The sequence below is a fragment of the Streptomyces sp. NPDC056361 genome (assembly GCF_042262805.1).
GTDB lineage: Bacteria > Actinomycetota > Actinomycetes > Streptomycetales > Streptomycetaceae > Streptomyces.
The window spans coordinates 1-22,941 of record NZ_JBHJQI010000081.1 but is presented as its reverse complement, the minus strand read 5'-3'; the positions used below and the strand labels follow the sequence as shown (position 1 = coordinate 22,941).

21 protein-coding genes and 3 pseudogenes are annotated in these 22,941 nt (G+C 74.5%); 19 read left to right on the top strand and 5 right to left on the bottom strand.

Annotated features, from left to right (window positions below; all coding sequences use genetic code 11):
- Nucleotides 1-137: 137 nt before the first annotated feature.
- The 7 genes and pseudogenes from nadE to ACFCY7_RS24750 all read left to right on the top strand — a co-directional run bounded on the left by nadE (nt 138) and on the right by ACFCY7_RS24750 (nt 6,387).
- Nucleotides 138-968, top strand: coding sequence for an ammonia-dependent NAD(+) synthetase (gene nadE, locus ACFCY7_RS24780; protein WP_376488236.1), 831 nt, complete (start codon nt 138-140; stop codon nt 966-968).
- An 85-nt stretch (nt 969-1,053) separates the two neighbouring features.
- A pseudogene (locus ACFCY7_RS24775) lies at nt 1,054-1,734 on the top strand (ABC transporter permease).
- Nucleotides 1,731-2,390, top strand: a pseudogene (locus ACFCY7_RS24770) (ABC transporter permease); the annotation flags it as partial. The pseudogenes ACFCY7_RS24775 and ACFCY7_RS24770, both read left to right, overlap by 4 nt.
- A 134-nt stretch (nt 2,391-2,524) precedes the next feature.
- Nucleotides 2,525-3,013, top strand: a pseudogene (locus ACFCY7_RS24765) (glycine betaine ABC transporter substrate-binding protein); the annotation flags it as partial.
- A 256-nt stretch (nt 3,014-3,269) separates the two neighbouring features.
- Complete coding sequence (locus ACFCY7_RS24760) at nt 3,270-4,577, top strand: alpha/beta fold hydrolase (protein ID WP_376488235.1); 1,308 nt, start codon at nt 3,270-3,272, stop codon at nt 4,575-4,577.
- 128 nt (nt 4,578-4,705) lie between these two features.
- Nucleotides 4,706-5,638, top strand: coding sequence for an SIS domain-containing protein (locus tag ACFCY7_RS24755; RefSeq protein WP_376488234.1), 933 nt, complete (start codon nt 4,706-4,708; stop codon nt 5,636-5,638).
- The gene (locus ACFCY7_RS24750) at nt 5,635-6,387 is read left to right on the top strand and encodes a PIG-L deacetylase family protein (protein WP_376488233.1); all 753 of its coding nucleotides are present in this window, start codon (nt 5,635-5,637) and stop codon (nt 6,385-6,387) included. The genes ACFCY7_RS24755 and ACFCY7_RS24750 overlap by 4 nt, the downstream gene beginning before the upstream one ends.
- Before the next feature lie 115 nt (nt 6,388-6,502).
- Here ACFCY7_RS24750 and ACFCY7_RS24745 read toward each other — a convergent pair whose 3' ends face one another.
- Together ACFCY7_RS24745 and ACFCY7_RS24740 are read right to left on the bottom strand one after the other, a co-directional pair.
- The gene (locus ACFCY7_RS24745) at nt 6,503-7,276 is read right to left on the bottom strand and encodes a VOC family protein (RefSeq protein ID WP_376488232.1); all 774 of its coding nucleotides are present in this window, start codon (nt 7,274-7,276) and stop codon (nt 6,503-6,505) included.
- A 98-nt stretch (nt 7,277-7,374) separates the two neighbouring features.
- On the bottom strand, nt 7,375-8,343 hold the full coding sequence (locus ACFCY7_RS24740; RefSeq protein ID WP_376488231.1) for an NAD(P)/FAD-dependent oxidoreductase: 969 nt from the start codon (nt 8,341-8,343) through the stop codon (nt 7,375-7,377).
- Nucleotides 8,344-8,411: 68 nt separating this feature from the next.
- Between ACFCY7_RS24740 and ACFCY7_RS24735 the strand changes: the two genes are divergently transcribed.
- From ACFCY7_RS24735 to ACFCY7_RS24680, 12 genes are all read left to right on the top strand, one after another.
- A complete protein-coding gene (locus ACFCY7_RS24735) occupies nt 8,412-8,999 on the top strand; it encodes a helix-turn-helix domain-containing protein (RefSeq protein WP_376488230.1) in 588 nt (195 codons plus the stop codon).
- A gap of 69 nt (nt 9,000-9,068) precedes the next feature.
- Nucleotides 9,069-10,037, top strand: coding sequence for an NADPH:quinone oxidoreductase family protein (locus ACFCY7_RS24730; RefSeq protein WP_376488229.1), 969 nt, complete (start codon nt 9,069-9,071; stop codon nt 10,035-10,037).
- Nucleotides 10,034-11,215 (top strand): acyl-CoA dehydrogenase family protein, encoded by a 1,182-nt coding sequence (locus tag ACFCY7_RS24725; protein WP_376488228.1) that lies wholly within the window; start codon nt 10,034-10,036, stop codon nt 11,213-11,215. Before ACFCY7_RS24730 ends, ACFCY7_RS24725 begins: the two co-directional genes overlap by 4 nt.
- Complete coding sequence (locus ACFCY7_RS24720) at nt 11,212-12,312, top strand: acyl-CoA dehydrogenase family protein (protein WP_376488227.1); 1,101 nt, start codon at nt 11,212-11,214, stop codon at nt 12,310-12,312. Before ACFCY7_RS24725 ends, ACFCY7_RS24720 begins: the two co-directional genes overlap by 4 nt.
- Before the next feature lie 112 nt (nt 12,313-12,424).
- Nucleotides 12,425-14,023, top strand: a complete 1,599-nt coding sequence (locus ACFCY7_RS24715) for an ABC transporter substrate-binding protein (protein WP_376488226.1) — start codon at nt 12,425-12,427, stop codon at nt 14,021-14,023.
- A complete protein-coding gene (locus tag ACFCY7_RS24710) occupies nt 14,020-15,012 on the top strand; it encodes an ABC transporter permease (protein ID WP_376488225.1) in 993 nt (330 codons plus the stop codon). The genes ACFCY7_RS24715 and ACFCY7_RS24710 overlap by 4 nt, the downstream gene beginning before the upstream one ends.
- Nucleotides 15,005-15,841 carry an ABC transporter permease gene (locus ACFCY7_RS24705; protein WP_376488224.1) on the top strand — a complete coding sequence of 279 codons (837 nt, stop codon included), beginning with the start codon at nt 15,005-15,007 and terminating at the stop codon, nt 15,839-15,841. Before ACFCY7_RS24710 ends, ACFCY7_RS24705 begins: the two co-directional genes overlap by 8 nt.
- Nucleotides 15,842-15,846: 5 nt before the next feature.
- The gene (locus ACFCY7_RS24700; RefSeq protein ID WP_376488250.1) at nt 15,847-16,857 is read left to right on the top strand and encodes an ABC transporter ATP-binding protein; all 1,011 of its coding nucleotides are present in this window, start codon (nt 15,847-15,849) and stop codon (nt 16,855-16,857) included.
- Entirely contained in the window at nt 16,850-17,521 is a 672-nt protein-coding gene (locus tag ACFCY7_RS24695) for an ABC transporter ATP-binding protein (RefSeq protein WP_376488223.1), read from the top strand. The genes ACFCY7_RS24700 and ACFCY7_RS24695 overlap by 8 nt, the downstream gene beginning before the upstream one ends.
- On the top strand, nt 17,518-18,144 hold the full coding sequence (locus ACFCY7_RS24690) for a hypothetical protein (RefSeq protein WP_376488222.1): 627 nt from the start codon (nt 17,518-17,520) through the stop codon (nt 18,142-18,144). Before ACFCY7_RS24695 ends, ACFCY7_RS24690 begins: the two co-directional genes overlap by 4 nt.
- 119 nt (nt 18,145-18,263) lie before the next feature.
- Nucleotides 18,264-18,458 (top strand): hypothetical protein, encoded by a 195-nt coding sequence (locus tag ACFCY7_RS24685; protein WP_376488221.1) that lies wholly within the window; start codon nt 18,264-18,266, stop codon nt 18,456-18,458.
- A gap of 112 nt (nt 18,459-18,570) precedes the next feature.
- A complete protein-coding gene (locus ACFCY7_RS24680) occupies nt 18,571-20,160 on the top strand; it encodes a hypothetical protein (protein ID WP_376488220.1) in 1,590 nt (529 codons plus the stop codon).
- A 67-nt stretch (nt 20,161-20,227) separates the two neighbouring features.
- Here the strand turns inward: ACFCY7_RS24680 and ACFCY7_RS24675 are convergent, their stop codons facing one another.
- The 3 genes from ACFCY7_RS24675 to ACFCY7_RS24665 form a co-directional block, all read right to left on the bottom strand.
- Nucleotides 20,228-21,028, bottom strand: a complete 801-nt coding sequence (locus ACFCY7_RS24675) for a VOC family protein (protein ID WP_376488219.1) — start codon at nt 21,026-21,028, stop codon at nt 20,228-20,230.
- A gap of 119 nt (nt 21,029-21,147) precedes the next feature.
- A complete protein-coding gene (locus ACFCY7_RS24670; protein ID WP_376488218.1) occupies nt 21,148-21,648 on the bottom strand; it encodes an NUDIX hydrolase in 501 nt (166 codons plus the stop codon).
- A 262-nt stretch (nt 21,649-21,910) separates the two neighbouring features.
- The gene (locus ACFCY7_RS24665; RefSeq protein WP_376488217.1) at nt 21,911-22,879 is read right to left on the bottom strand and encodes a universal stress protein; all 969 of its coding nucleotides are present in this window, start codon (nt 22,877-22,879) and stop codon (nt 21,911-21,913) included.
- Between the last annotated feature and the right edge of the window lie 62 nt (nt 22,880-22,941).

Sequence of the window (22,941 nt, the reverse complement as noted above, 5' to 3'; positions counted from 1 at the left end):
GCGTCGGCCGGCCGCTCGGGCGCGGCGCGTAGAGTCGACCCCGGTGCACGCCGTACACCCGGTGGGCCCGCCCCGTACATCCCGTACGTCCCGAACACCCCGGTCCGCCGCCGACCGCCCCTGACGAGGAGACCTCCGTGACCGACCCGGCGCCCACCGCCCTCCAGCAGCAGATCGCCCGGGACCTCCAGGTGTCCGACGGCTTCGACCCGGCTGCCGAGATCGAGCGCCGGGTGGCCTTCCTCACCGAGCGGCTCACCTCGACCGGCCTGCGTTCCCTCGTCCTCGGCATCAGCGGCGGCGTCGACTCCACGACCGCCGGCCGGCTCTGCCAGCTCGCCGTGGAGCGCGCCCGCGCCGCCGGCCACGACGCCACCTTCTACGCGATGCGGCTGCCGTACGGCGTCCAGGCCGACGAGAAGGACGCGCAGACCGCCCTCGGCTTCATCCGCGCCGACCGGGTCCTCACCGTCGACGTCAAGGCGGCGAGCGACGCGGCCCTGGAGGCCGGCCTCGCCGGCGGTGTCGCCTTCCGCGACGCCCACCACCAGGACTTCGTGCAGGGCAACATCAAGGCCCGCCAGCGGATGATCGCCCAGTACGCGGTCGCCGGTGCCCACGACGGCCTCGTCGTCGGCACCGACCACGCCGCCGAGGCCGTGTCCGGCTTCTTCACCAAGTTCGGCGACGGCGCCGCCGACGTCGTCCCGCTCACCGGTCTGACGAAGCGGCGCGTCCGTGCCGTCGCCGACGAGCTGGGCGCCCCGGCCGAGCTGGTGTGGAAGACCCCCACGGCCGACCTGGAGACCCTCGACCCGGGCAAGGCCGACGAGGACGCGCTCGGCGTCACGTACGACGAGATCGACGACTTCCTGGAGGGCAAGCCGGTCGCGGAGGCCGCCTACGCGACGATCGTCCGCCGCTACGAGCTCACCGAGCACAAGCGACAGCTGCCGATCGCCCCCTGACCTCCCTCGGCGACGGGGGACCGCCCCGCCCCCGAACGGCCCGGCCGGGCGTGCGCGGTGCCCCCGGGCCGTCTCGAATGGGAGGGTGACCGCGCCGCCCGACGACTGCCTCGCCCGCAACGAGTGGATCTGCGGGGAGTACGTCTCCACGCGGAGCGGGATCCTCGCCGACGCGGTCGTCCAGCACGTCGAACTGGCCGGGGCGTCCGTCGCCCTCGGCCTGCTGCTCGCGCTGCCCCTCGCGGTCGCGGCGCGCCGCCGGCGGTGGGCGGCGGGGCCGGTGCTCGGCGTCACCACCGTGCTGTACACGATCCCCGCACTGGCGATGTTCTCGCTGCTCCTGCCCGTGTACGGCCTGTCGGCCGCCCTCGTCGTGGCGGGGCTCGTCCTCTACTCCCTCACCCTGCTCGTCCGGAACATCCTCGCGGGGCTCCGCGCCGTGCCCGAGGAGACCCGGCAGGCGGCGCGCGGACTCGGGTACGGCCCGGTCCGGCTGCTCCTCGCCGTCGAACTGCCCCTGGCCGTGCCCGCCGCGATGGCGGGGCTCCGGATGGCGACCGTGTCCGCGGTCTCCCTGGTCACGATCGGCGCGATCGTCGGCCACGGCGGGCTGGGGAACCTCATCTAGGCGGGGATGAACACCTACTTCAAGGCGCAGGTCCTCACCGCGTCCGCGCTGTGCGTCGTCATCGCCGTCGTCGCCGACGTGCTGCTGCTCGGCGCGCAGCGGCTGCTCACGCCGTGGACCCGGGGGCGGGCTTCGTGACGGCCCTCGCCGACGCCTGGTCGTGGCTGACCACCGCCGCGAACCGGTCGGGCGAGAACGGGGTCTGGAACCGCCTCGGGGAGCACCTCTTCCTCACGGTCGTCTGCCTGCTGCTCAGCTGCCTGATCGCGCTGCCGGTCGCGCTGGTCCTCGGCCACCTGGGCAAGGGCGGAGCGTTGGCCGTGAACCTGGCGAACGCCGGCCGGGCCGTCCCCACCTTCGCCGTCCTCGTGCTGCTCCTGCTCGGTCCGCTCGGTACGCACGGGCAGTGGCCGACGGTGATCGCCCTCGTCCTGTTCGCCGTGCCGCCGCTGCTGACCAACGCGTACGTGGGGATGCGCGGGGTCGACGCCGATGTCGTACGGGCCGCCCGGGGCATGGGCATGACCGGCCGTCAGACGCTCGTCCGGGTCGAAGTGCCGCTGGCGCTGCCGCTGATCCTCACCGGGGTGCGGATCGCCGCCGTCCAGCTGGTGGCCACCGCCACCGTCGCCGCGCTCGCGGGCGGCGGAGGACTCGGCCGGATCATCACCGCCGGGTTCAACCTCACCTCGACCCCGCAGGTCGTCGCCGGGGCCTTCCTGGTCGCGGTGCTCGCGCTCCTGGTGGAGGGGATCTTCGAGGGGGCCCTGCGCCTGGCCCCCGCCGGGGCGCGCGGGAGCGGGGCATGGGGGCGGTCCGCGCCGCCGCCCTCGCCGTCTGCCTCCTGGCGCTCGCCGGAGCCGCGGGCGGCTGCGCCGAGGGGCCGTCCCTGGAGGACCGGGACGCGGTCACCGCTCCGCCCGGCTCCGCGGCCTACGCGGCCGAGCACCGCCTGACGACGCCGAGCGACCTCGGCGCCGCCCGGCTCCCGGTCCGCCTCGCGGCCGGGGACGAGTGCGTCCGGCGGCCGTACTGCGCCCCCGGTCTGAGGAAGGTCTACGGCATCGACGTGACCTCGGTCGATCCCAAGGGCGTCGGGACCACCCCGTCGAAGCAGGCGGTGCAGAGCGGCCGGGCCCAGCTGGTGCTCACCACGAGCACCGACGCCACGCTCGACGACTTCGGACTCGTGCTGCTCGCCGACGACAGGAAGCTCCAGAACGCCGACTTCGTGGTGCCGGTGGTGAACCGCGCCCGCGCCGGGAGCGCGGGTGTCACGGGCGCCCTCGACCGGCTCAACGCGGTGCTGACCACGGCCGATCCGGCGCTTCTCAACGAGCGGGTGGACAGCTGGCGGCGGCTTCCGGAGGACGTGGCGCGGAACTATCTCGTCGAGAAGGGCCTCCTTCCGCGCTGACGCGGGCCGACCGCCGTCCAACCCGCCGAACGGCGTCTCCTGCCACGACCCTTGCGGCCCGCTCCGCACCCCTGCTCTTCGATCGGACTCGACGAGCAAGCCCGCCGGCGTCCGGGTCCGCGACCGGATCAGGAGCGCGGACGACTTCCCCACCTCCTGACACTCCGGGCCTCCCGAGGCCTCCCGGCTCCGGTACGTCCCCGCCGTGTGATCCACTGTCCTCGCGGGGGGCGTACCGAACAGGAGCAGGCACAGCGTGACCACCTACCGGCAGCCGGGACTCGTCCTCACCGACCACCGATTCCCCGTCCCCCTCGACCACGCACGCCCCGACGGCGAGCGGATCGAGGTCTACGGCCGCGAGGTCGTCGCGAGCGGACGGGAGGGGAAGGACCGCGATCGGCTGCCCTGGCTGGTCTACCTGGAGGGCGGACCCGGCTTCGGCGCCCGCCGGTTCATCGGACCGCAGGCCTGGCTCGGCCGGGCCGTCCGGGAGTACCGCGTCCTCCTCCTCGACCAGCGCGGCACCGGCCGCTCCACCCCCGCCAACCGCCAGACCCTGCCCCTCCGCGGCACCCCGGCCGAGCAGGCCGACTACCTCGCCCACTTCCGCGCCGACTCCATCGTCAAGGACTGCGAGCTGATCCGCCGCCGGCTCACCGGCGGCGCCCCCTGGACCGTCCTCGGCCAGAGCTTCGGCGGCTTCTGCGCCACCCACTACCTCTCCACCGCGCCCGAAGGCCTCGACACCGTCCTCGTCACCGGCGGCCTGCCTTCGCTGGACGCCACCGCGGACGAGGTCTACCGCGCCGCCTACCCCCGCGTCCGGAGCAAGAACGAAGCCCACTTCGCCCGCTACCCGCAGGACGCCGAACGGGCCCGCGCGATCGTCGCCCACCTCCTCGACCGCGAGGTCACCCTGCCCGGCGGCGGCCTCCTCACCGCCGAGGCCTTCCAGTCCCTCGGCATCCTCCTCGGCTCCGGTGACGGCACCCACCAGCTCCACCTGCTCCTGGAGGGCGCCTTCGTCCCCACCCCGGCCGGCCCCGCGCTCGCCGACGCCTTCCTGGAACAGGTCCAGGCGCACCTCTCGTACGCGGGACACCCGCTCTACGCCGTGCTCCACGAGGCCATCTACGCCCAGGGCCGGGGGCCCACCGGCTGGGCCGCCGAACGCGTCCGCGCGGAGTACCCCGAGTTCGACGCCCGTGCGGCGCTCGCGTCCGGCGCGCCGCTCCTCTTCACCGGCGAGACCGTCCACCCCTGGCACTTCACCACCGACCCCGCCCTGCGCCCGCTCCGCGAGACCGCCGAACGGCTCGCCGAACGCGACGACTGGACACCGCTCTACGACCCGGAGCGCCTCGCCGCCAACAAGGTCCCGGTCGCGGCCGCCGTCTACCACGACGACATGTACGTGGACACCGCGCACTCCCTGGAGACGGCGCGGGCCGTGCGCGGACTGCGGACCTGGGTGACCGACGAGTTCGAGCACGACGGGGTGCGGGCCGGCGGGCCGCGCGTGCTCGACCGGCTCCTGTCACTGGCCCGCGGCGAGGCCTGACCGGGCGGGGCGCCGCCGCGCAAAAGTCCAAGCGGTGACCACCCGATGCACATGGTGTGCTCCCGACGGATGCCGGTAGAACTCGGTCCGGACCCCGTGAGGGGAGCCCGCGAGGAGAGGACCCGGACATGAGCACCCACGTCAGCGCGGAGATCGCCGGCCAGCCGGACTGCTGGCGCCGCGCCGCCGACGTCGCCGGCCGGCACGGCGACCTGCTGCCGGCCCGCGGCGAGCGCGTGGCGGTCGTCGGCTGCGGCACCTCGTACTTCATCGCCCGCGCCTACGCCGCCCTGCGCGAGTCCCTGGGGGCGGGGGAGACCGACGCCTTCCCCGCCTCGGACACCACCCCGCTGGGCCGCGGCTACGACCGGATCGTCGCCCTCACCCGCTCCGGCACGACCACGGAGGTCGTCGACCTGCTCGCCGCGGCGGCCGGCCGCGTCCCGGCCCTCGTCCTCACCGGGGCGCCGGAGAGCCCCGCCGGGCGGCTGGCCGACCGGATCGTCGACCTGGGCTTCGCCGACGAACGCTCCGTCGTCCAGACCCGGTTCGCCACCACGGCCCTCCAACTCCTGCGCGCGGGGCTCGGGGTGGACCTCGGACCGTCGATCGCGGACGCCGAACTCGTCCTGTACGAGCGGCTGCCCGCGCTCTGGGAGCGGCGCGGCCAGTTCACCTTCCTCGGCACCGGCTGGACCGTCGGGCTCGCCGACGAGGCGGCCCTCAAACTGCGCGAGACGGCCCGCGTGTGGACGGAGTCGTACGCGGCGATGGAGTACCGGCACGGCCCGATCAGCATCAGCGACCGGGCCAGCCTCGTGTGGTGCCTCGGTCCCGCGCCCTCGGGCCTGCGGGAGGAAGTGGAGTCCACGGGCGCCCTGTTCGCCGCCGACGCCATCGATCCGGTCGCCGCGCTGGTCCGCGCCCAGCGGCTCGCCGTGGCGCTCGCGTCCCGGCGCGGCCTCAACCCCGACCGCCCCCGGCACGTCTCGCGGTCGGTGATCCTCTCCGGGTCGTTCCGCCCGACGGCGGCGGACGCGGCCCGTATCCTGCGGTCATGATCGACACCGATGCCGCGGACCTTCCGGAGATGCCCGGCGACTGGCAGCGCGCCCTCGCCGTGGTCGCCCATCCCGACGACCTGGAGTACGGCTGCGCGGCGGCCGTCGCGGAGTGGACGGACGCCGGGAAGGAGGTCGTGTACGTCCTCGCCACGCGCGGCGAGGCCGGCATCGACGCGCTCGCCCCGGACGTCTGCGGGCCGCTGCGCGAGCGGGAGCAGCGGGACAGCGCCGCCGTCGTCGGCGTGGACACGGTCGAGTTCCTCGGCCACCGCGACGGGGTGATCGAGTACGGGCTCGGGTTGCGCCGCGACATCGCGGCCGCGATCCGCCGCCACCGCCCGGAGCTCGTCCTCACCCTCAACCACCGCGACACCTGGGGCGGCGGCCCGGGCGCCCCCTGGAACACGCCGGACCACCTCGCCGTCGGGCGCGCCACCCTGGACGCCGCCGCCGACGCGGGCAACCGCTGGATCTTCCCCGAGCTGACCGAGCAGGGCCTGGAGCCCTGGAACGGGGTGCGCTGGGTGGCGGTGGCCGCGTCCGCCACCCCGACGCACGCCGTCGACGCGGGCCCGGGCCTGGACCGCGCGATCCGCTCGCTGCTCTGTCACCGCGCGTACATCGAGGGCCTGACGGACCAGGACCCGGAGGAGTACGTCCGGTCGTTCCTCACCTCGGCGACCGGGCGCGCGGCGGACCGGTTCGGCGGGCGTCCGGCGGTGACCTTCGAGCTGTTCGCCCGCTGACGGACCCCGTGCGCCGGAATCCGCTGACGGACCCCGTGCGCCGGAACCCGCTGACGGACCGTGTGCCGGAGCGGGTGAAGCCGGTGCTGCCGTGCCCGGCCGCCCCGGCGGGCGGTCAGCCCATCGGCGCGGGCTTCAGGACCGCGAAGGTCGCGCCGAAGGGGTCGGCGAGCCAGGCGATCCGGCCGACGTCCGGGATGTCGGCCGCGGGCATGAGGACCGAGCCGCCGTTGCCCTGCGCCGACCGGGCGATGGCGTCGGCGTCCTCGACCGCGAAGTACGGCACCCAGTGCGGCGTCGGGCCCTGGAGCTCGGCGGCGCCGCCGAACGAGGCGTCCTCCAGGTCGCCGTCGGCGGTGGAGATCACCCGGTACGTCATGCCGGGTGCCTCCATCTCCGCCCAGCGCCAGCCGAACAGGGTGCGGTAGAAGCCGAGTACGGACTCCGGGTCGGCGACGTGCAGCTCGGCCCAGACGAGGGTGTTGGCGGACGAGGTCCGCTCCAGGCCCCGGACGGCCGCCGGCTGCCAGACGGCGAACTCGGCGCCGCCCGGGTCGGTGAGGCAGGCCATGCGGCCGGCTTCCATGACGTCGAAGGCCGGGACGCGCACGGTGCCGCCGGCGTCCTCGGCGGCCTTCGCGGTGCCGTCGGCGTCCGGGGTCTGGAAGTACACCGTCCAGGCGCTGTGCGCGCCCTCCTCGGTGAGCGGGCCGAGGGCGCCGACGGTCATCCCGTCCTGCCGGAAGAAGCCGTAGCCGCCGGCGTCGGGACCGGCGGACTCGAAGTCCCAGCCGAAGACGGAGCCGTAGAAGGCGGCGGCCGCCCCGGTGTCGGGGCTGCCGAGGTCGATCCAGCTGGGGGAGCCCTGGGTGAACTGCGTACCGAGCATGGGAGGTGTTCCGTCCTTCCGTCGTAGTCGGCCGAATGTGGCCACCTTGGCCGATCCTCGTCCTTCCGCCGGGAGGGCGCAGCCGCAGCCGCGGGGGTTCATCCGGTCGGCCGACCGGCCGCCTTCGCCTCCAGGTCGGCGAGCAGCAGCTCGCCGTTGACGGCGACGCCGGCCCGGTAGCCCCGGCTGACCGCGTTGACCACCTGCTCGTGGGGGCCCGTCACGTTCCCGGCCGCCCACACGCCGGGCACGCTCGTCCGGCCGGTCTCGTCGACGGCGACGAACTCCCCGAACGGCGTCGTCCGCAGCTCGGCGCCCAGGCGGCGCAGGACGCCGTCGCGCGGTGCGAGGCGCGCCGCCGCGGCGAAGACCACGGAGCGGGGGACGATCCGTCCGTCGGCCATCCGCACGCCGGTGAGCCGGTCGTCCGTCACGACCAGCCCCGCCACCGCGCCCCGGACGACGTCGACCCCGGCCGCGTCGAGCAGTGCCGCGTCCCGTGCGGACGGTTCGGCGGCGGTGTGCAGGAAGAGGGTCACGTCCTTCGACCAGTGGGCGACCACCAGCGCCTGGTGGGCGGGCGACTCGGGGTGCGCGATCACGCCGAAGGGACGGTCGCGGACCTCCCAGCCGTGGCAGTACGGGCAGTGCAGCACGTCCCGCCCCCACCGGTCGGCGAGGCCTTCGACGTCCGGCAGGTCCTCGTCGACGAGGCCGGTCGTGACGACGAGCCGCCGCGCGCCGACGGACGTCCCGTCCGCGAGGTCGACGGTGAAGCCGCCGCGTCCGTCGGGCGCGGCGCCGGTCACCCGGCCGGCCCGCCACTCCACCCCGTACGCGGCGATCTCCGCCCGCCCGGCCGCCAGGTACTCCGCCGGGCTCGTCCCGTCCCGGGACAGGACGCCCTGCATGTGCGCGGCGGGCGCGTTGCGCGGCTCGCCGGCGTCGACCACCAGGGTCCGGCGCCGCGACCGGCCGAGGACCAGTGCCGCGCTGAGGCCGGCCGCGCCGCCGCCGACCACCACCACCTCGTGGCTGCCGTCGTTGTCGTTCGTTCGTGTGTCCATGGGGTCGAGCGTCGGTGAGGGCGGGCCTGGTCGGCAAGGAATGTTGCCGGTTCTGCAACACTGGACGGATGACCGAAGACGACCGCATCGACGCCGTGCTGAACGAAGTGGGCCCCCGGCTCCGCCGGGTCCGCCGCGACCGTGGAGTGACCCTGGCCGAACTGTCCGCCGCGACCGGCATCTCCGTGAGCACCCTCTCCCGGCTGGAGTCCGGGCGGCGCAAGCCCAGCCTGGAACTGCTGCTGCCGCTCGCCCGCGCCCATCAGGTGCCGCTCGACGAGCTGGTCGGCGCCCCGGCGGTGGGCGACCCCCGGGTCAAGGCGAAGCCGATCGTGCGCCACGGCCGCACGATGTTCCCGCTGACCCGGCAGCCCGGCGGCCTCCAGGCGTACAAGGTGATCCAGGAGAAGCCCTACGAGGCCCCGGAGCCGCGGGTGCACGAGGGGTACGAGTGGGTGTACGTGCTCTCCGGGAAGCTCCGGCTGGTGCTGGGTGAGCACGACGTCGTCCTGACGGCGGGGGAGGCGGCCGAGTTCGACACGCGGGTGCCGCACTGGTTCGGGCCGACGGCCGACGGGCCGGTGGAGTTCCTGAGCCTGTTCGGGCCGCAGGGAGAGCGGATGCACGTCAGGGCGCGCCCCAAGAAGTCCGGCTGACCCGTTCCCTCCGGAGCAAGCGACCGCTTAGTATGCCACCGACCGCTCGGTACGGAGGAGGCATTCCGGATGCAGGCATGGCGTGTGTACGAGAACGGCGAACCGGGCGCGGTGATGCGCCGCGAGGAGGTGGAGCCGCCCGTGCCCGGAGACGGCCAGGTCCTCCTGAAGGTCCGCGCCGCGAACGTCAACTTCCCCGACGCGCTGCTCTGCCGCGGCCACTACCAGGTGCGGCCCCCGCTGCCCTTCACCCCCGGCGTCGAGGTCTGCGCCGAGACCGAGGACGGCCGCCGGGTCATCGCCACCGCCGCCCTCCCGCACGGCGGGTTCGCCGAGTACGCCCTCGCCGACGCCGCCGGGCTGCTCCCCGCGCCCGAGGCGCTCGACGACGCCGAGGCCGCCGCGCTCCACGTCGGCTACCAGACCGGCTGGTTCGGCCTGCACCGCCGCGCCGCCCTCCAGGAGGGCGAGACCCTCCTCGTCCACGCGGCGGCCGGCGGCGTCGGCAGCGCCGCCGTCCAACTCGGCAAGGCCGCCGGCGCCACCGTGATCGGCGTCGTCGGCGGCCCCGAGAAGGCGGCCGTCGCCCGCGCCCTCGGCTGCGACCTCGTGATCGACCGGCGCTCCGAGGACGTCGTCGCCGCCGTCAAGGCCGCGACCGGCGGCCGGGGTGCCGACGTGATCTACGACCCGGTCGGCGGCGAGGCGTACCAGCAGTCCGCCAAGTGCGTCGCCTTCGAGGGGCGGATCGTGGTCGTCGGCTTCGCGAGCGGCACCGTGCCCGCCCCGGCCCTCAACCACGCCCTGGTGAAGAACTACTCGATCCTCGGCCTCCACTGGGGCCTGTACGCCGCGAAGGACCCGGCGTCGATCGGCCGCTGCCACGAGACCCTCACGGCCTACGCGGCCAAGGGCCTGATCAAGCCGCTCATCGGCGAGCGCGTCCCCTTCGCGGGCGCGGCGGACGCCGTGCAGCGCGTCGCCGACGGCACCACCACCGGCCGCCTGGTCGTCCTCCCGGAAGGAGCCCGCGCATGACCGACGCCGACGGACTCCGCTCCCTCGTCGGGCGGCTGCTGGACGAGCACCCGCCCGCCACCACCGACCGCACCGACTTCCTGAAGGCGCGCTTCGACGCCGGACTCGCCTGGGTGCACTACCCCGTGGGCCTCGGCGGACTCGACGCGCCCCGCGCGCTCCAGGCCGTCGTCGACGCCGAACTCGCCGCCGCGGGCGCCCCGGACAACGACCCGCGCCGCATCGGCATCGGCCTCGGCATGGCGGCGCCCACCCTCCTGTCGCACGGCTCCGACGAGGTCAGGCGCCGCTTCCTCCGGCCGCTGTGGGTCGGCGAGGAGGTGTGGTGCCAGCTCTTCAGCGAGCCCGGCGCCGGCTCCGACCTCGCCGCGCTCGGCACCCGGGCCGTCAGGGACGGCGACTCCTGGGTGGTCGACGGGCAGAAGGTGTGGACCTCCAGCGCCCACGTGGCCCGATGGGCCATCCTCATCGCCCGCACCGACCCGGACGCGCCCAAGCACCGGGGCATCACCTACTTCGTGTGCGACATGACCGACCCCGGGGTCGAGGTCAGGCCGCTGCGCCAGATCACCGGCGAGGCCGAGTTCAACGAGGTCTTCCTCACCGGCGTGCGCATCCCCGACGCGCACCGCCTCGGCGAGGTCGGCGACGGCTGGCGCGTGGCGCAGACCACCCTGATGAACGAGCGGGTCTCCATCGGCGGCGCCCGCATCCCGCGCGAGGGCGGCATGATCGGGAAGCTCGCCGCGACCTGGCGCGACCGCCCCGAGCTGCGCACCCACGACCTGCACCGCCGGCTCCTCGACCTGTGGGTGGACGCCGAGGTGGCCCGGTTCACCGGTGAGCGGCTCCGCCAGCAGCTCGTCGCGGGCCAGCCGGGCCCCGAGGGCAGCGCGATGAAGCTCGGCTTCGCCCGCCTCAACCAGGCCATCAGCGGACTCGAGGTCGAACTCCTCGGCGAGGAGGGGCTGCTGTACGGGGACTGGGAGATGCGCCGCCCCGAACTGGTCGACTTCACCGGCCGCGACGCCGGCTACCGCTATCTGCGCTCCAAGGGCAACTCGATCGAGGGCGGCACGACCGAGGTCCTCCTCAACATCGTCGCCGAACGGGTCCTCGGCCTGCCGCCGGAGCCCCGCAACGACAAGGACGTCGCCTGGAAGGACCTCGCCCGATGACGCACTCTCCCGACCTCCTCTACTCCGACACCGAGGACGACCTGCGGGCGGCCGTCCGCGCCCTGCTCGCCGACCGGGCGGACCACAGGGCGGTGCTCGACCGCGTCGAGGCGGACCGTCCGTACGTGCCGGGCGTGTGGGCGTCCCTCGCGACCGACATCGGCGCCGCCGGACTCCTCGTCCCCGAGAAGCTCGGCGGCCAGGGCGCGAGCCACCGCGAGGCGGCCGTCGTGCTGGAGGAGCTGGGCCGCGCGGTGACCCCGGTGCCGTACCTGACGAGCGCGGTGGTGGCCACCGAGACCCTCCTCGCCCTGGTCGAGGGCGGCGCCGGGACCGGCTCCCCGGCCGTCGCCGAGCTCCTCGCCCGTGTCGCGGGCGGCGGCACGGTCGCGGTGCTCGCGGTGCCCCTCTCGGCCGGGCCCGGCGCGGAGCCGCCGTCCGGCCCCTCGATGACCGGGGTCGCCGACGCCGTCGCCGCCGACGTCCTCCTGGTGCCGCGCGCCGACGGCCTGTACGCCGTCCCGGCCGCGGAGGCCGAGGTCGAGCCGCAGACGCCGCTCGACCTCACCCGGCCGCTGGCCCGGGTCACCGCTCCGGAGGGGAGCGGCACCCGGCTCGCCGGGGCCGAGGCGGCGCGCGCGGCCGTGCGGCGCGGCCTCCTGGCCGGGGCGGGCCTGCTCGCCTCCGAGCAGCTCGGGCTCGCCGAGTGGTGTCTGGAGGAGACCGTCCGACACACCCGCGAGCGCCACCAGTTCAACCGCCCCGTCGGCTCCTTCCAGGCGCTCAAGCACCGGATGGCCCAGCTCTGGCTGGACGTCGTCGGTGCCAGGGCGGTGGCCAGGGCCGCCGCCGACGCCCTGGCGACCGGCAGTCCGGACGCCCCGCTCACCGTGGCGGTCGCCCAGGCCTACTGCTCGAAGGTCGCGGTCCGCGCGGCCGAGGAGTGCGTCCAGCTGCACGGCGGCCTCGGGATGACCTGGGAGCACCCCGCCCACCTGGCGCTCAAGCGGGCCAAGTCCGATCAGATCGCGCTCGGTTCGGCGGGCGGTCACCAGGACGCGGTCGCCGTGCTGGTGGGCCTCCCGGCACCCGCGTAACGGAGCAGGGTCCTCCGTGTAAGGGGCCCCCGGTGTCTGCACCCCTTTTGCCTGCTGTTTAATTGCGAGCTGTTCGCAATAACAGTCGATCTTCAAAAGGGGTGTGGACCCGATGGCCGCCCGACCCGTGCGCCGAGCGACCGCCGCGACCGTGACGGGGGTGCTCGCCCTCGCCACCGCGGCCTGCTCGAACCCCGGCGCCACCGCCGGCGGCTCCGGCGGACCCGTGGACTCCGCCGTCGTCGGCATCGCCCACGAACCCGAGACCCTCAGCCCCCTCCTCGGCTACGGCAAGGACGGCAACTCCAAGATCTTCGACGGGCTGCTCGCCTTCGACGCCGACATGAAGCTCGAACCGGCCCTCGCGCGCGAGCTGCCCCGCGTCAGCGCCGACGGCCTCACCTACACGTACGCGCTCCGCGACGGCGTCACCTTCAGCGACGGGGCGCCCTTCACCGCGAAGGACGTCGTCTTCACCTACCGGACGATCCTCGACCCGAAGACGAACAACCCCTCCCGCACCGAACTCGACGCCCTCCGCAGCGTCCGCGCCGTCGGCGACGACACCGTCGTCTTCACCCTCAAGTACCCCTACGCGCCCTTCGCCGAGCGCACCGTCCACGCCATCGCCCCCGAACACGTCGCCGCCCGGCAGGACGTCAACACCGGCCCCTTCACCGCCGAGCCCATCGGCACCGGACCGTACGTCCTCACCGGCTGGTCCAAGGGCGAGAAGCTCACCTTCGCGGCCAACCCCGCCTACTGGGACGGCGCGCCCGCGGTGAAGCGGTTCACCATGGCCGTCGTCAAGGACGACGACGTCCGCGCCACCCGGCTGCGCGCCGGCGACCTCGACGGGGCCGTCCTGCCGCCGAACCTCGCCGCCGGATTCGCGAACGACCCGGGGAGGAAGACGTACACCGCGAAGACCTACGACTACCGCACCGTCACCCTCCCCACCCACCACCCGGTCACCGGTGACACCGCAGTCCGCCGCGCCCTCGACCTCGCCGTCGACCGGCAGGCCATGGTCGACAAGATCCTCGAAGGCGCCGGAAAGCCCGCCTACGGACCCGTCCCCACCGACAGCCCCTGGTTCGCGAAGGGCACCGAACGCCGCCACGACCTCGCCGGAGCGCAGAGGATCCTCGACGCGGCCGGCTGGAAGCCCGGACCCGACGGCTTCCGCGTCAAGGACGGCGTCCGCGCCGCGTTCCCGCTCTGGTACCTCTCCGGCGACAAGCTCCGGCAGGACCACGCCCTCGCCTACGCCTCCGACGCCAGGAAGGCCGGCATCGACATCACGACCCAGGCCGGCACCTGGGAGGTCATCGAACCCCGGATGAAGACCGACGCCGTCCTCGCCGGCGGCGGCTCGCCCGGCGACCCCGACTTCGACCAGTACCCGCTCCTCAAGTCCTCCCTCGCCGGCGACGGCTTCAACAACATGGCCCGGTACGCCGACGAGACCGTCGACCGGGCCCTGGAGGACGGCCGCCGGACGAACGACCCCGCCGAGCGCCGCGCCGCCTACGACACCGTCCAGCGCGAACTGGCGAAGGACCCCGGCTACACGTTCCTCACCCACATCGACCACCTGTACGTCGTGAACGACCGCTGGGACGGCCTGGACACCCAGGTCGAACCGCACGACCACGGCCTCGCCTCCGGCCCCTGGTGGAACGTCGAGAACTGGAAGCCGAAGCGGTGAGCCGACGCCTCCCCTGGGGGGCCATGGCGCGGATGACGGGCCGGCGCGCCCTGGCCGCCGTCCCGGTCCTCCTCGCCGTCACCTTCGCCGTGTTCGCCGTCGCCGACGCCTCCCCCTTCGACCCCGTCAAGGCCTACGCCGGCACCGCCGGACTCACCGCCTCCCAGGAGAACCTCGACCGGCTCCGCGCCAACCTCGGCGCCGACCTGCCCCTCCTCACCCGCTGGTGGGAGTGGCTCACCGCCGCCCTCACCGGCGACCTCGGAAACTCCGCGGTCATGCGCCGGCCCGTCGCCGACGTCATCGGCGAACGCCTCGGCTGGTCCGTCCTCCTCGCCGCCACCGCCTTCCTGATCGCCCTCGCCCTCGGCAGCCTCCTCGGCGTCCTCGCCGGACGCCGCCGCGGCGGCCTCCTGGACCGGGCCGTCAGCTCCGCCGCCTACACCCTGGAAGCCGCCCCCGCCTACTGGCTCGGCCTGCTCGCCGTCTGGTTCTTCGCCCTGGAGCTCGGCGTGCTGCCCGCCGGCGGACTCACCGACACCGCCGACGACACCGTCACCGCCGACCAGGTCGCCCGCCACCTCGTGCTGCCCGCCCTGGTCCTCGGGATCTCCCAACTGCCCTGGTTCTTCCTCTACGTCCGCCAGGGCGTCGGCGACGCCCTCGACGAGGACCCCGTCCGCGGCGCCCGCGCCCGCGGCCTGCGCGAACGCACCGTCCTCACCGGGCACGCCCTCCGCTCCGGAATGCTGCCCATGCTCACCCTCGTCGGCTCCCGCGTCCCCGAACTCATCACCGGCGCCCTGCTGGTGGAGACCGTCTTCAGCTGGCCCGGGATCGCCGCCGCCACCGTCACGGCCGCCACCTCCGTCGACTTCCCGCTGCTCGCCGCGCTCACCGTCCTCGCCACCGGAGCCGTACTCCTCGGCAACCTCCTCTCCGACCTGCTGTACGGGCTCGCCGACCCGAGGGTGGGCTTCGATGGCTGACCCGCGCACCCACCGCGTCCGGCTGTGGACCTCCGCCGTGACGCTCGCCGCCGTCGCCCTCGCGGTCCTGCTCGTGCCCCCGCTCGTCCAGCTCGACGAACAGGCCGTCGACCTCTCCCGCAAGCTCCTCCCGCCGTCCTGGGGCCACCCCTTCGGCACCGACGACCTCGGCCGCGACCTCCTCCTGCGCTGCGTCTACGGCCTGCGGATCTCGCTCCTCGTGGGACTCGTCGCCGCCCTCGTCGCCACCGTCGCCGGCACCGCCGTGGGAGCCGCGGCCGGCGCGCTCGGCGGCCGGACCGACCGCATGCTCATGCGGCTCGTCGACGCCTTCTCCTCCGTGCCGCACCTGCTCCTCGGCATCTTCGTCGTCGCCCTCTTCCGCCCCGGCGTCTGGCCCGTCATCGCCTCCGTCGCCGTCACCCACTGGCTCTCCACCGCGCGGATCGTCCGCTCCGAGGTCCTCTCGCTGCGCACCCGGCCCTTCGTCGACGCCGCCGTCTCCGGCGGCGCCACCCGGTGGCGCGTCGCCGTCCGCCACCTGCTGCCCGCCGTCCTCCCGCAGGCCGGACTCGCGGCCGTCCTGATGGTCCCGCACGCCATGTGGCACGAATCCGCGCTCTCCTTCCTCGGCCTCGGCCTCCCCAGCCACCAGGCCAGCCTCGGCAACCTCGTCCAGAACGCCCGCTCCTCCCTCCTCACCGGCCACTGGTGGCCCACCCTCTACCCCGGCCTCCTCCTCATCGTCCCCACCCTCGCCCTCGCCGGCCTCGCCGGCGCCTGGCGCGACCACCTCAACCCACGCCGCCGATCGGAGCTGTCGCTGTGAACCCGGTGCACGGCAAGGTCCTGCGCGCCCTGGAGGCCGTCACCGCCGAGCGGGCCGAGGACGCCCTGCTCAGCGTCCGCGGCCTCACGGTCCGCTTCCGGCTGCGCGGCGGGAGCACCGTCGCCGCCGTCGGCGACGCCGACTTCGACCTCGCGGCGGGGGAGTGCCTCGCGCTCGTCGGGGAGAGCGGCTGCGGCAAGTCCGTCCTGGCCTCCGCGCTGCTCGGCCTGCTGCCGGGCAACGCCGAGGCCTCCGGAACGGCGGTCCTCGCGGCCGGCGACGGCCACGGAGCCACCGACCTGCTCGCCGCCGGCGAGAAGACCCTCGCCCGCACCGTGCGGGGCCGGCGCGTCGGTCTCGTACCGCAGAGCCCGGCGGCGCACCTGACACCGGTGCGGACCGTGCGGTCCCAACTGGAGGAGACCGTACGGGCCCTCACCGCGGCCCCGCGCCGTGCCCGCCGCCGGGCGGCCGAGGACGCCGCGGCGCGAGCCGCCTTCCCGGCCGGGCACCTCGACCGGTACCCGCACGAGCTCTCCGGAGGCCTGGCGCAGCGCGCCGCCACCGCGCTCGCCCTCGTCGGCGACGCCCGCGTGCTGCTCGCCGACGAACCGACCACCGGCCTCGACCGCGAACTCGTCGACCGCACCGTCGACGAACTGCGCCGCCACGTCGACGAGGGCCGGGGCCTGCTCCTCATCACCCACGACCTCGCCGCCGCCGCGCGCGTCGCCGACCGGGTCGCCGTCATGTACGCCGGCAGGATCGTCGAAATCGCCCCCGCCCACCGCTTCTTCGGCCCCGCGGGACCCCGCCACCCCTACGCCCGCGGCCTCCTCGACGCCCTGCCCGACCGGGCGTTCACCCCCGTCCCCGGCATGCCGCCGGAACTCACCGCCCTGCCCGACGGCTGCGCCTTCGCCCCGCGCTGCGCCCGCGCCACCGGCCTGTGCGCCACCCGGCCCGAGCCGGCGGCCGGCGTGGCCTGCCACCACCCGGAGCAGCACCGTGCTTGAACTCGACGCCGTCACCGCCGGATACGACCGCCGCGCCCCCGTCTTCCGTGGCGCCTCCCTCACCGTCGCGCCCGGCGAGTCCGTCGGGCTCCTCGGCCCCAGCGGCTGCGGGAAGTCGACCCTCGCCCGGGTCGCCGCGCTCCTGCACCGGCCCGACGCCGGCCGCCTCGTCCTCGACGGCACCGAGGTGCGGGCCTGGCGCCACCGGGCCCCGCGCGAACAGCGCACCGCCGTCGGCGTGGTGTTCCAGCAGCCCCGTACCGCCGCCGACCCCCGGCTGACCCTCGCGGACCTGATCGCCGAACCACTCCGCGCCGGACGGCGCCGTGCCGAGGTCCCGGGGCGCCTCGCCGCACTCGCCCCGGCCGTCGGGCTCACACCCGACCTGCTCGCCCGGCGGCCCCACGAGGTCAGCGACGGGCAACTCCAACGAGCCTGCCTCGCAAGGGCGTTGGTCCTCCGACCCCGCTGGCTGATCTGCGACGAGACGACCGCCATGCTCGACGCCTCCACCACGGCCGCCCTCGTCGCCGCCGTCGAGGCCTACCGCGCGGAGACCGGCGCCGGCCTCCTCGCCGTGGGCCACGACCGCACCCTGCTGCACCGCTGGTGCGACCGTACGGTGGAGTGGAAGGACTGCCTGCCCGAAGAGGAGCACCCGTGAGCCCGCAGTGGACCCGCGCCGCCGAGGACGACCCCCTCGACGGCCTGCGCGCCGCCCTCACCGCCGCCGACTGCGGCTACGAGCCCCGGAGCGGCTACGAGGACCGCTGCTGGATCCTCCACACCGTCCACGACGGTCCCGTACGGCTCCGCTGGGACCAGGTGCTCGCCCGGGCGGGCCGTCGGCTGGCCGACTGGCCCGGCACCCTCTCGTACCTGGTCTTCGACGGCGTGCCGGGCGCGGACGACCTCGAAGGGCCCGACCCGGCGGAGATGGACCGGGCGTGCCTGGCCCGCCTCGTCGAGCACCTGGTGCGGAACGGCCCGAAGGGCGCGGACACCCCGTGCGGAGCCGCGCAGGCACCCGTGTCGACGCGGCCGGGGGAAGCGCTCGTCGCCCGGCGCGGCCGGCTCGGCGACGCGCTCGCCCACCACGACGACCTGCCGGACTTCCGGTTTCCCGCCACCTGGTGGGCCGCCGACGGGAGTTGGCTGGTCCTCACCGACTGGGACCTGTGCGCCACCGAGGTGTTCGGCGACGCGACGCTGATCGCGGGACTGCTCGCCGACCCGGAGATCGACGCGGTGCGCCGGCCGGGCATCGCCGAGACCCTGCGCGGCTGAGTCCGTCCGAATCCCACCCGTATGGCCGCCCCGCCATACGCCCGGACGGACCGCCCATTCCGCCACACTGTCCGCCGAACGCCGCAATTCCGGTGCGGCGACGGAGGGACGTGAACCCGATGGCCGTTTCCATTTCTGTCGTGGTGCTGCTGCTGGTGCTGGCCGTGATCTTCCTGCGCAGCGGCGGACTCAAGTTCACCCACGCGATCGTCTGCGCCCTGCTCGGCTTCTTCCTGGCCGGCACCAGCATGGCGCCCACCATCCACAACGGCGTCGCGGCCACCGCCAACGTGGTCTCCAGCCTCAATCCCTGACTCCCCCTCGTGAACGGCGCATGAAACCAGGGGCGGTTGCATGTACTTCTCCGCTTCCCGGGCCTAGCGTCGGGCGCCGGCGCGACGCACGTACGGACCCCGAGGAGAAGCCTTGACCACCCCACCGTCCCGCGGGAGGACACGCGCGCTCGCGCTGGTCACCGCGCTCGCGGCGACCCTCCTGGCGGGCGCGGCGCCCGTCGCCCAGGCCGAGGAGATACCCCTGGCCATCGGGCACCGGCTCGTCGACCACTACGAGGGCGCGCCGGCGACCGCGCGGCCCGTTCCCGGGCGGGCGCCCGCCCAGCACCCATACCTCACGCCGAACGGGCGCAGCGGCATGCACGCCGACGGCGCCGGCAGCGGCACCCATCCCTTCCCGGGGCCGCTCGGGCGCGACCCCGAGGTCCTCAGCGAGAGGATCGCACCCGTCGGCGGCGAGTGCGCCACCGTCACCTTCGACTCCGGCGGCCGGCTCGTCACCGTGTGCGGCACCTTCAGCGGCTTCCTGGTGAAGCTGCTCGACCCGCGCACCCTGGACACCCTCGCCGAGTACAAGCTGCCGCAGCGCTCCTCCACGGTCGAGGCCGTCACCCGGCTCGACTTCGAGAAGATCTTCAAGGACACCTCGGGCGGCGCCTACTTCTACCTCGACGACCGGGACCGGGTCGTGCTCGCCGATTCGCGCCAGCACGTCCTGCGCATCGCGCACCGCCAGCGGGCGGACGGCGCGTGGGAGTTCGCCGTCGAGGACGACTGGGACCTCACCTCCCTCGTCCCGCACGACTGCGTCACGTGGACGAACCTCTTCCCCAGCGGCGTCTGCGACCCCGTCACCTCCGTGATGCCCGACTGGGACGGCCGCATCTGGTGGGTCACCCGGCTCGGCCGCGTCGGCACCGTCGACCCGGCGACGGGCGCCCTGCGCGCGATCCGGCTCGACGGGGAGGAGATCCAGAACTCCTTCTCCGTCGCCGAGGACGGCGTCTCCGTCGTCACCGACCACGCCCTGTACGCCTTCGGCACCGATGCCGACGGCACCCCGCGCGTGCGGTGGCGCGAGGCGTACGACCGGGGGACCGGGACCAAGCCCGGCTCGGTGAACCAGGGTTCGGGCACCACGCCCGACCTGTTCGGCGACCGGGACCAGTACGTCGCCATCACCGACAACGCCGACGACCGCATGAACGTCCTCGTCTACCGGCGGGGGGCCGACGTGCCGGCCGGCGAGCGGCTCGTCTGCAAGGTGCCGGTCTTCCGGTCCGGGGCGTCGACCACCGACAACTCCCTGATCAGCTGGGGCAACAGCCTGGTCGTCGAGAACAACTACGGATACGAGAACCCGAGCACGCTCGCCCTCGGCCGCAGTGTCGTCGGCGGCGCGACCCGGATCGACGTCCGCGCCGACGGCAGCGGCTGCGACACCGTCTGGGAGAGCGACGTCCGCTCGCCCTCCACCGTCCCGAAGCTCTCCACCGCGAACGGGCTGCTGTACTTCTACGAGAAGGAGCCCAACGCCTTCGGCATCGACGCCTGGTACCTGACCGCCGTCGACTTCCGCACCGGGCGGCGGGCCTTCAAGCGCTTCACCGGCACCGGCCTCGCGTACGACAACAACTGGGCGCCGATCACCATCGGTCCCGACGGCACCGCGTACGTGGGGGTGTTCAACGGCATCGTCGCCGTCCGCGACGGCTCCTGACCGCACGGAACCGCCCCGGGGCCCATGGGGACCCGGGGCGGAGGCGTGAAGGGGGGTTCCGTACCGGTCACTCCATCTCGGGCATGTCGCCGACCGTGGTGCGCAGGTCGATGACGGCGAACGCGGCGCCCTGCGGGTCCAGGATCGCGGCGAACCGGCCGTACGGGCTGTCCATCGGCCCGAAGACCTTGCGCCCGCCGACCGCCTCGGCCCTCTCGACGGCCTTGTCGCAGTTGTCGACCGCGAAGTACAGCTGGACGTACGGGGGGATCTCCGGCGGGAAGTCCTCCGCCGTCATCTTCATCCGGCCGAGCACGGGCTGTTCGCCACCGAGGTCGAAGACCCGGTAGTCCATGTTCTCGTCCTTCATCTTCTTGGAGCCGTAGCCGAAGACGGCGGTGAAGAAGGCGTCGGACTGCTCCGGCTTCCGGGTGAAGACCTCGGCCCAGGCGAACGAGCCGGTCTCGCCCTCCAGCTCGAAGCCCTCGTGCGTCCCGGCCTGCCAGACGCCGAACGTCACGCCCGTCGGGTCCTGCGCGATGCACATCGAGCCGAAGTCGCCGACCTGCATCGGTTCCATGAGGACCGAGCCGCCCGCGCTTCGGATCTTCTCCGCCGTGGCGGCGACGTCCGGCGAGGCGAAGTACAGACACCAGGCGGACTGCGGTTCACCGTCCTGTCCCGGCATCGGCGGGACGACGGCCGCGACCGCCTTGTCGCCCTTGTAGGCCTGCGTGTAGTTGCCGTATTCCGAGGAGGACTCGCCGAAGGTCCAGCCGAGCACCTCGCTGTAGAACGTCTTGGCGCCCTCGACGTCGGTGAACATGGCGTCGGTCCAGACCGGCGTGCCTTCAGGTCGTGCGGCCATGACGGTGACTCTCTCTTCCGGTCGAGGACGTGTTTCCTGTGAGCCACGCTAACCAGGGCCGTCGGACCCCGCTCGGTGACGGAGCGTGATCGACCGCCGGTGTCGGCCGGTCCCCGGGGTCAGTGCGGCAGGCGCCCCATCGCGTACCGGTGGAACGGTCCGTCGGGCAGCGGCAGTTCGGGGCGCCACATCCGCAGCACCTGCGCGGAGGGCAGGAAGAGCGCCGCCGGCAGCCGGTCCGGGTCCGTCCACTCCCACCGGTCGATCTTGTCCGGCTCGGCCACGGCGGGGACCCCGCCGAACGTCCGCACCACCGTCGCCACGGTCATCCTGGTCAGCCGCGACGAGGTGACCGCGTCCAGGACGAGCCCGAGCACCTCGACGTCGGCGGGGTCGGCGACGAGCGTGGTCTCCTCGGCCAGCTCGCGGACGACCGCGGCCTCGATCGACTCGCCCGGTTCCACCTTGCCGCCGGGCAGTTCCCACACTCCGGACGGGTCCAGGCCGAGCAGGACCCGGCCGGTGTCGTCGACGACCACGACCCCCGCGCCGAGGGAGGCCTGGGCGGGCGGCGGCTCGACGTTGCGGCGGGCGGTGGCGGCGTGATCTTCGGTGGTCATGGCCCCTGTGTACCAGGCACCACTGACACGTAACAAAAAGCGAGAAACCTCTTGAATCGGGCGGAAAAAGGAGGAAAATCGTGTTTTACACCGGACAACCGGAGAGAGCCGCACCCGCCTACGAAGACGTTCGAAGGCCCGCGTGACCCTTTCAGCAGGCTCTGGCCAGGCCCCCGGCGGGGCCGGTCGGGCACGGAGCCGTCGGCGACGGCCGACGACCGCGCGAACCGATCAGGACCGCCGGGGACTGTCATGTCCGCGGTCACCCGCCGGAGCCCCCCGGCGCCGACGGCACCACCGCCACCGGGCAGTGCGCGTGGTGCAGCACCGCGTGCGCCACGGAACCGATGAGCAGCGAACCCAGATGGTGCCGGTGGTGCCGCCCCACCACCAGCAGGCCGGCGTCCCGCGAACCCTCCACGAGCCGCCCCGCCGCGTCCCCCGGCGCCACCACCGGGACGAGACCGACCCCCGGCCACCGCTCGGCGAACGGCCGCAGCCGATTCCGCTGCTCCCGCTCCGCCTCCCGTACGAGCTCCGCGCCGTCGTCGGCCATCGGGAGCGGCGGCGGCACCTGGAGTGCCGGGGACGGCGCCGCGAGCAGCGCGCCGGGCTGCGGGGGCAGCCGGAACGCGGTCACCGCCTCAAGCGGGACGCCCCGGTGGTGCGCCGCCTCGAAGGCGAAGTCCACCACCTCGTCCGGGGTCTCCTCCGTGTGCAGGCCGAGCAGCACCCGGCCCCCCTCCGCCCCGCCCTCCAGGGCCGCCGCCCGCGCCTCGTGCGGCACGACGACGAGCGGACAGGGCGCGGTCATCGCGAGGGTCCGGCTGGTCGAGCCCAGCAGCAGGCTCGCGAAGCCGCCGCGCCCCCGCGAGCCGGTCACCAGGAGCCGGCCGCCGCGCGCGGCGGCCGGCAGGGCGTCGGTCACGGACCCGTCCAGGGACGCGTACCGCACCGGAGCGGAGTGCCCGCGCTCCTCGACGACGTTCCGCACGCCCTTCAGGACGGTGTCGGGGAGCTCCGGGGCCGTGCCGAGGGAGGCGATCCGGGCCGCGCCCAGCTGCAGCGCGTCGGACCGCACATGGGCGACGACCAGGGGAGCCCCCAGGCTCTCCGCCGCGCTCAGTGCCCACTCCAGGGCGCGCAGACTGTGCTCGGACCCGTCCACGCCGACGACGACCGGCGGCTCGGACGCGGTGTCCGTGCCGTACGTGCTGCTCGTGTCACTCATGGGGGAATGCCTCCCTCACCCGGACACGCGCCACGCCGGTCCGGACCTCCTCGGTCCGGACC

Bases quoted from the DNA above. Each gene is read 5' to 3' on its own strand.
- ACFCY7_RS24755 (WP_376488234.1), top strand. From the start codon at position 4,706: ATGAGCACCCACGTCAGCGCGGAGATCGCCGGCCAGCCGGACTGCTGG.
- ACFCY7_RS24750 (WP_376488233.1), top strand. From the start codon at position 5,635: ATGATCGACACCGATGCCGCGGACCTTCCGGAGATGCCCGGCGACTGG.
- ACFCY7_RS24745 (WP_376488232.1), bottom strand. From the start codon at position 7,276: ATGCTCGGTACGCAGTTCACCCAGGGCTCCCCCAGCTGGATCGACCTC.
- ACFCY7_RS24740 (WP_376488231.1), bottom strand. From the start codon at position 8,343: ATGGACACACGAACGAACGACAACGACGGCAGCCACGAGGTGGTGGTG.
- ACFCY7_RS24735 (WP_376488230.1), top strand. From the start codon at position 8,412: ATGACCGAAGACGACCGCATCGACGCCGTGCTGAACGAAGTGGGCCCC.
- ACFCY7_RS24730 (WP_376488229.1), top strand. From the start codon at position 9,069: ATGCAGGCATGGCGTGTGTACGAGAACGGCGAACCGGGCGCGGTGATG.
- ACFCY7_RS24725 (WP_376488228.1), top strand. From the start codon at position 10,034: ATGACCGACGCCGACGGACTCCGCTCCCTCGTCGGGCGGCTGCTGGAC.
- ACFCY7_RS24720 (WP_376488227.1), top strand. From the start codon at position 11,212: ATGACGCACTCTCCCGACCTCCTCTACTCCGACACCGAGGACGACCTG.
- ACFCY7_RS24715 (WP_376488226.1), top strand. From the start codon at position 12,425: ATGGCCGCCCGACCCGTGCGCCGAGCGACCGCCGCGACCGTGACGGGG.
- ACFCY7_RS24705 (WP_376488224.1), top strand. From the start codon at position 15,005: ATGGCTGACCCGCGCACCCACCGCGTCCGGCTGTGGACCTCCGCCGTG.
- ACFCY7_RS24685 (WP_376488221.1), top strand. From the start codon at position 18,264: ATGGCCGTTTCCATTTCTGTCGTGGTGCTGCTGCTGGTGCTGGCCGTG.
- ACFCY7_RS24675 (WP_376488219.1), bottom strand. From the start codon at position 21,028: ATGGCCGCACGACCTGAAGGCACGCCGGTCTGGACCGACGCCATGTTC.
- ACFCY7_RS24670 (WP_376488218.1), bottom strand. From the start codon at position 21,648: ATGACCACCGAAGATCACGCCGCCACCGCCCGCCGCAACGTCGAGCCG.
- ACFCY7_RS24665 (WP_376488217.1), bottom strand. From the start codon at position 22,879: ATGAGTGACACGAGCAGCACGTACGGCACGGACACCGCGTCCGAGCCG.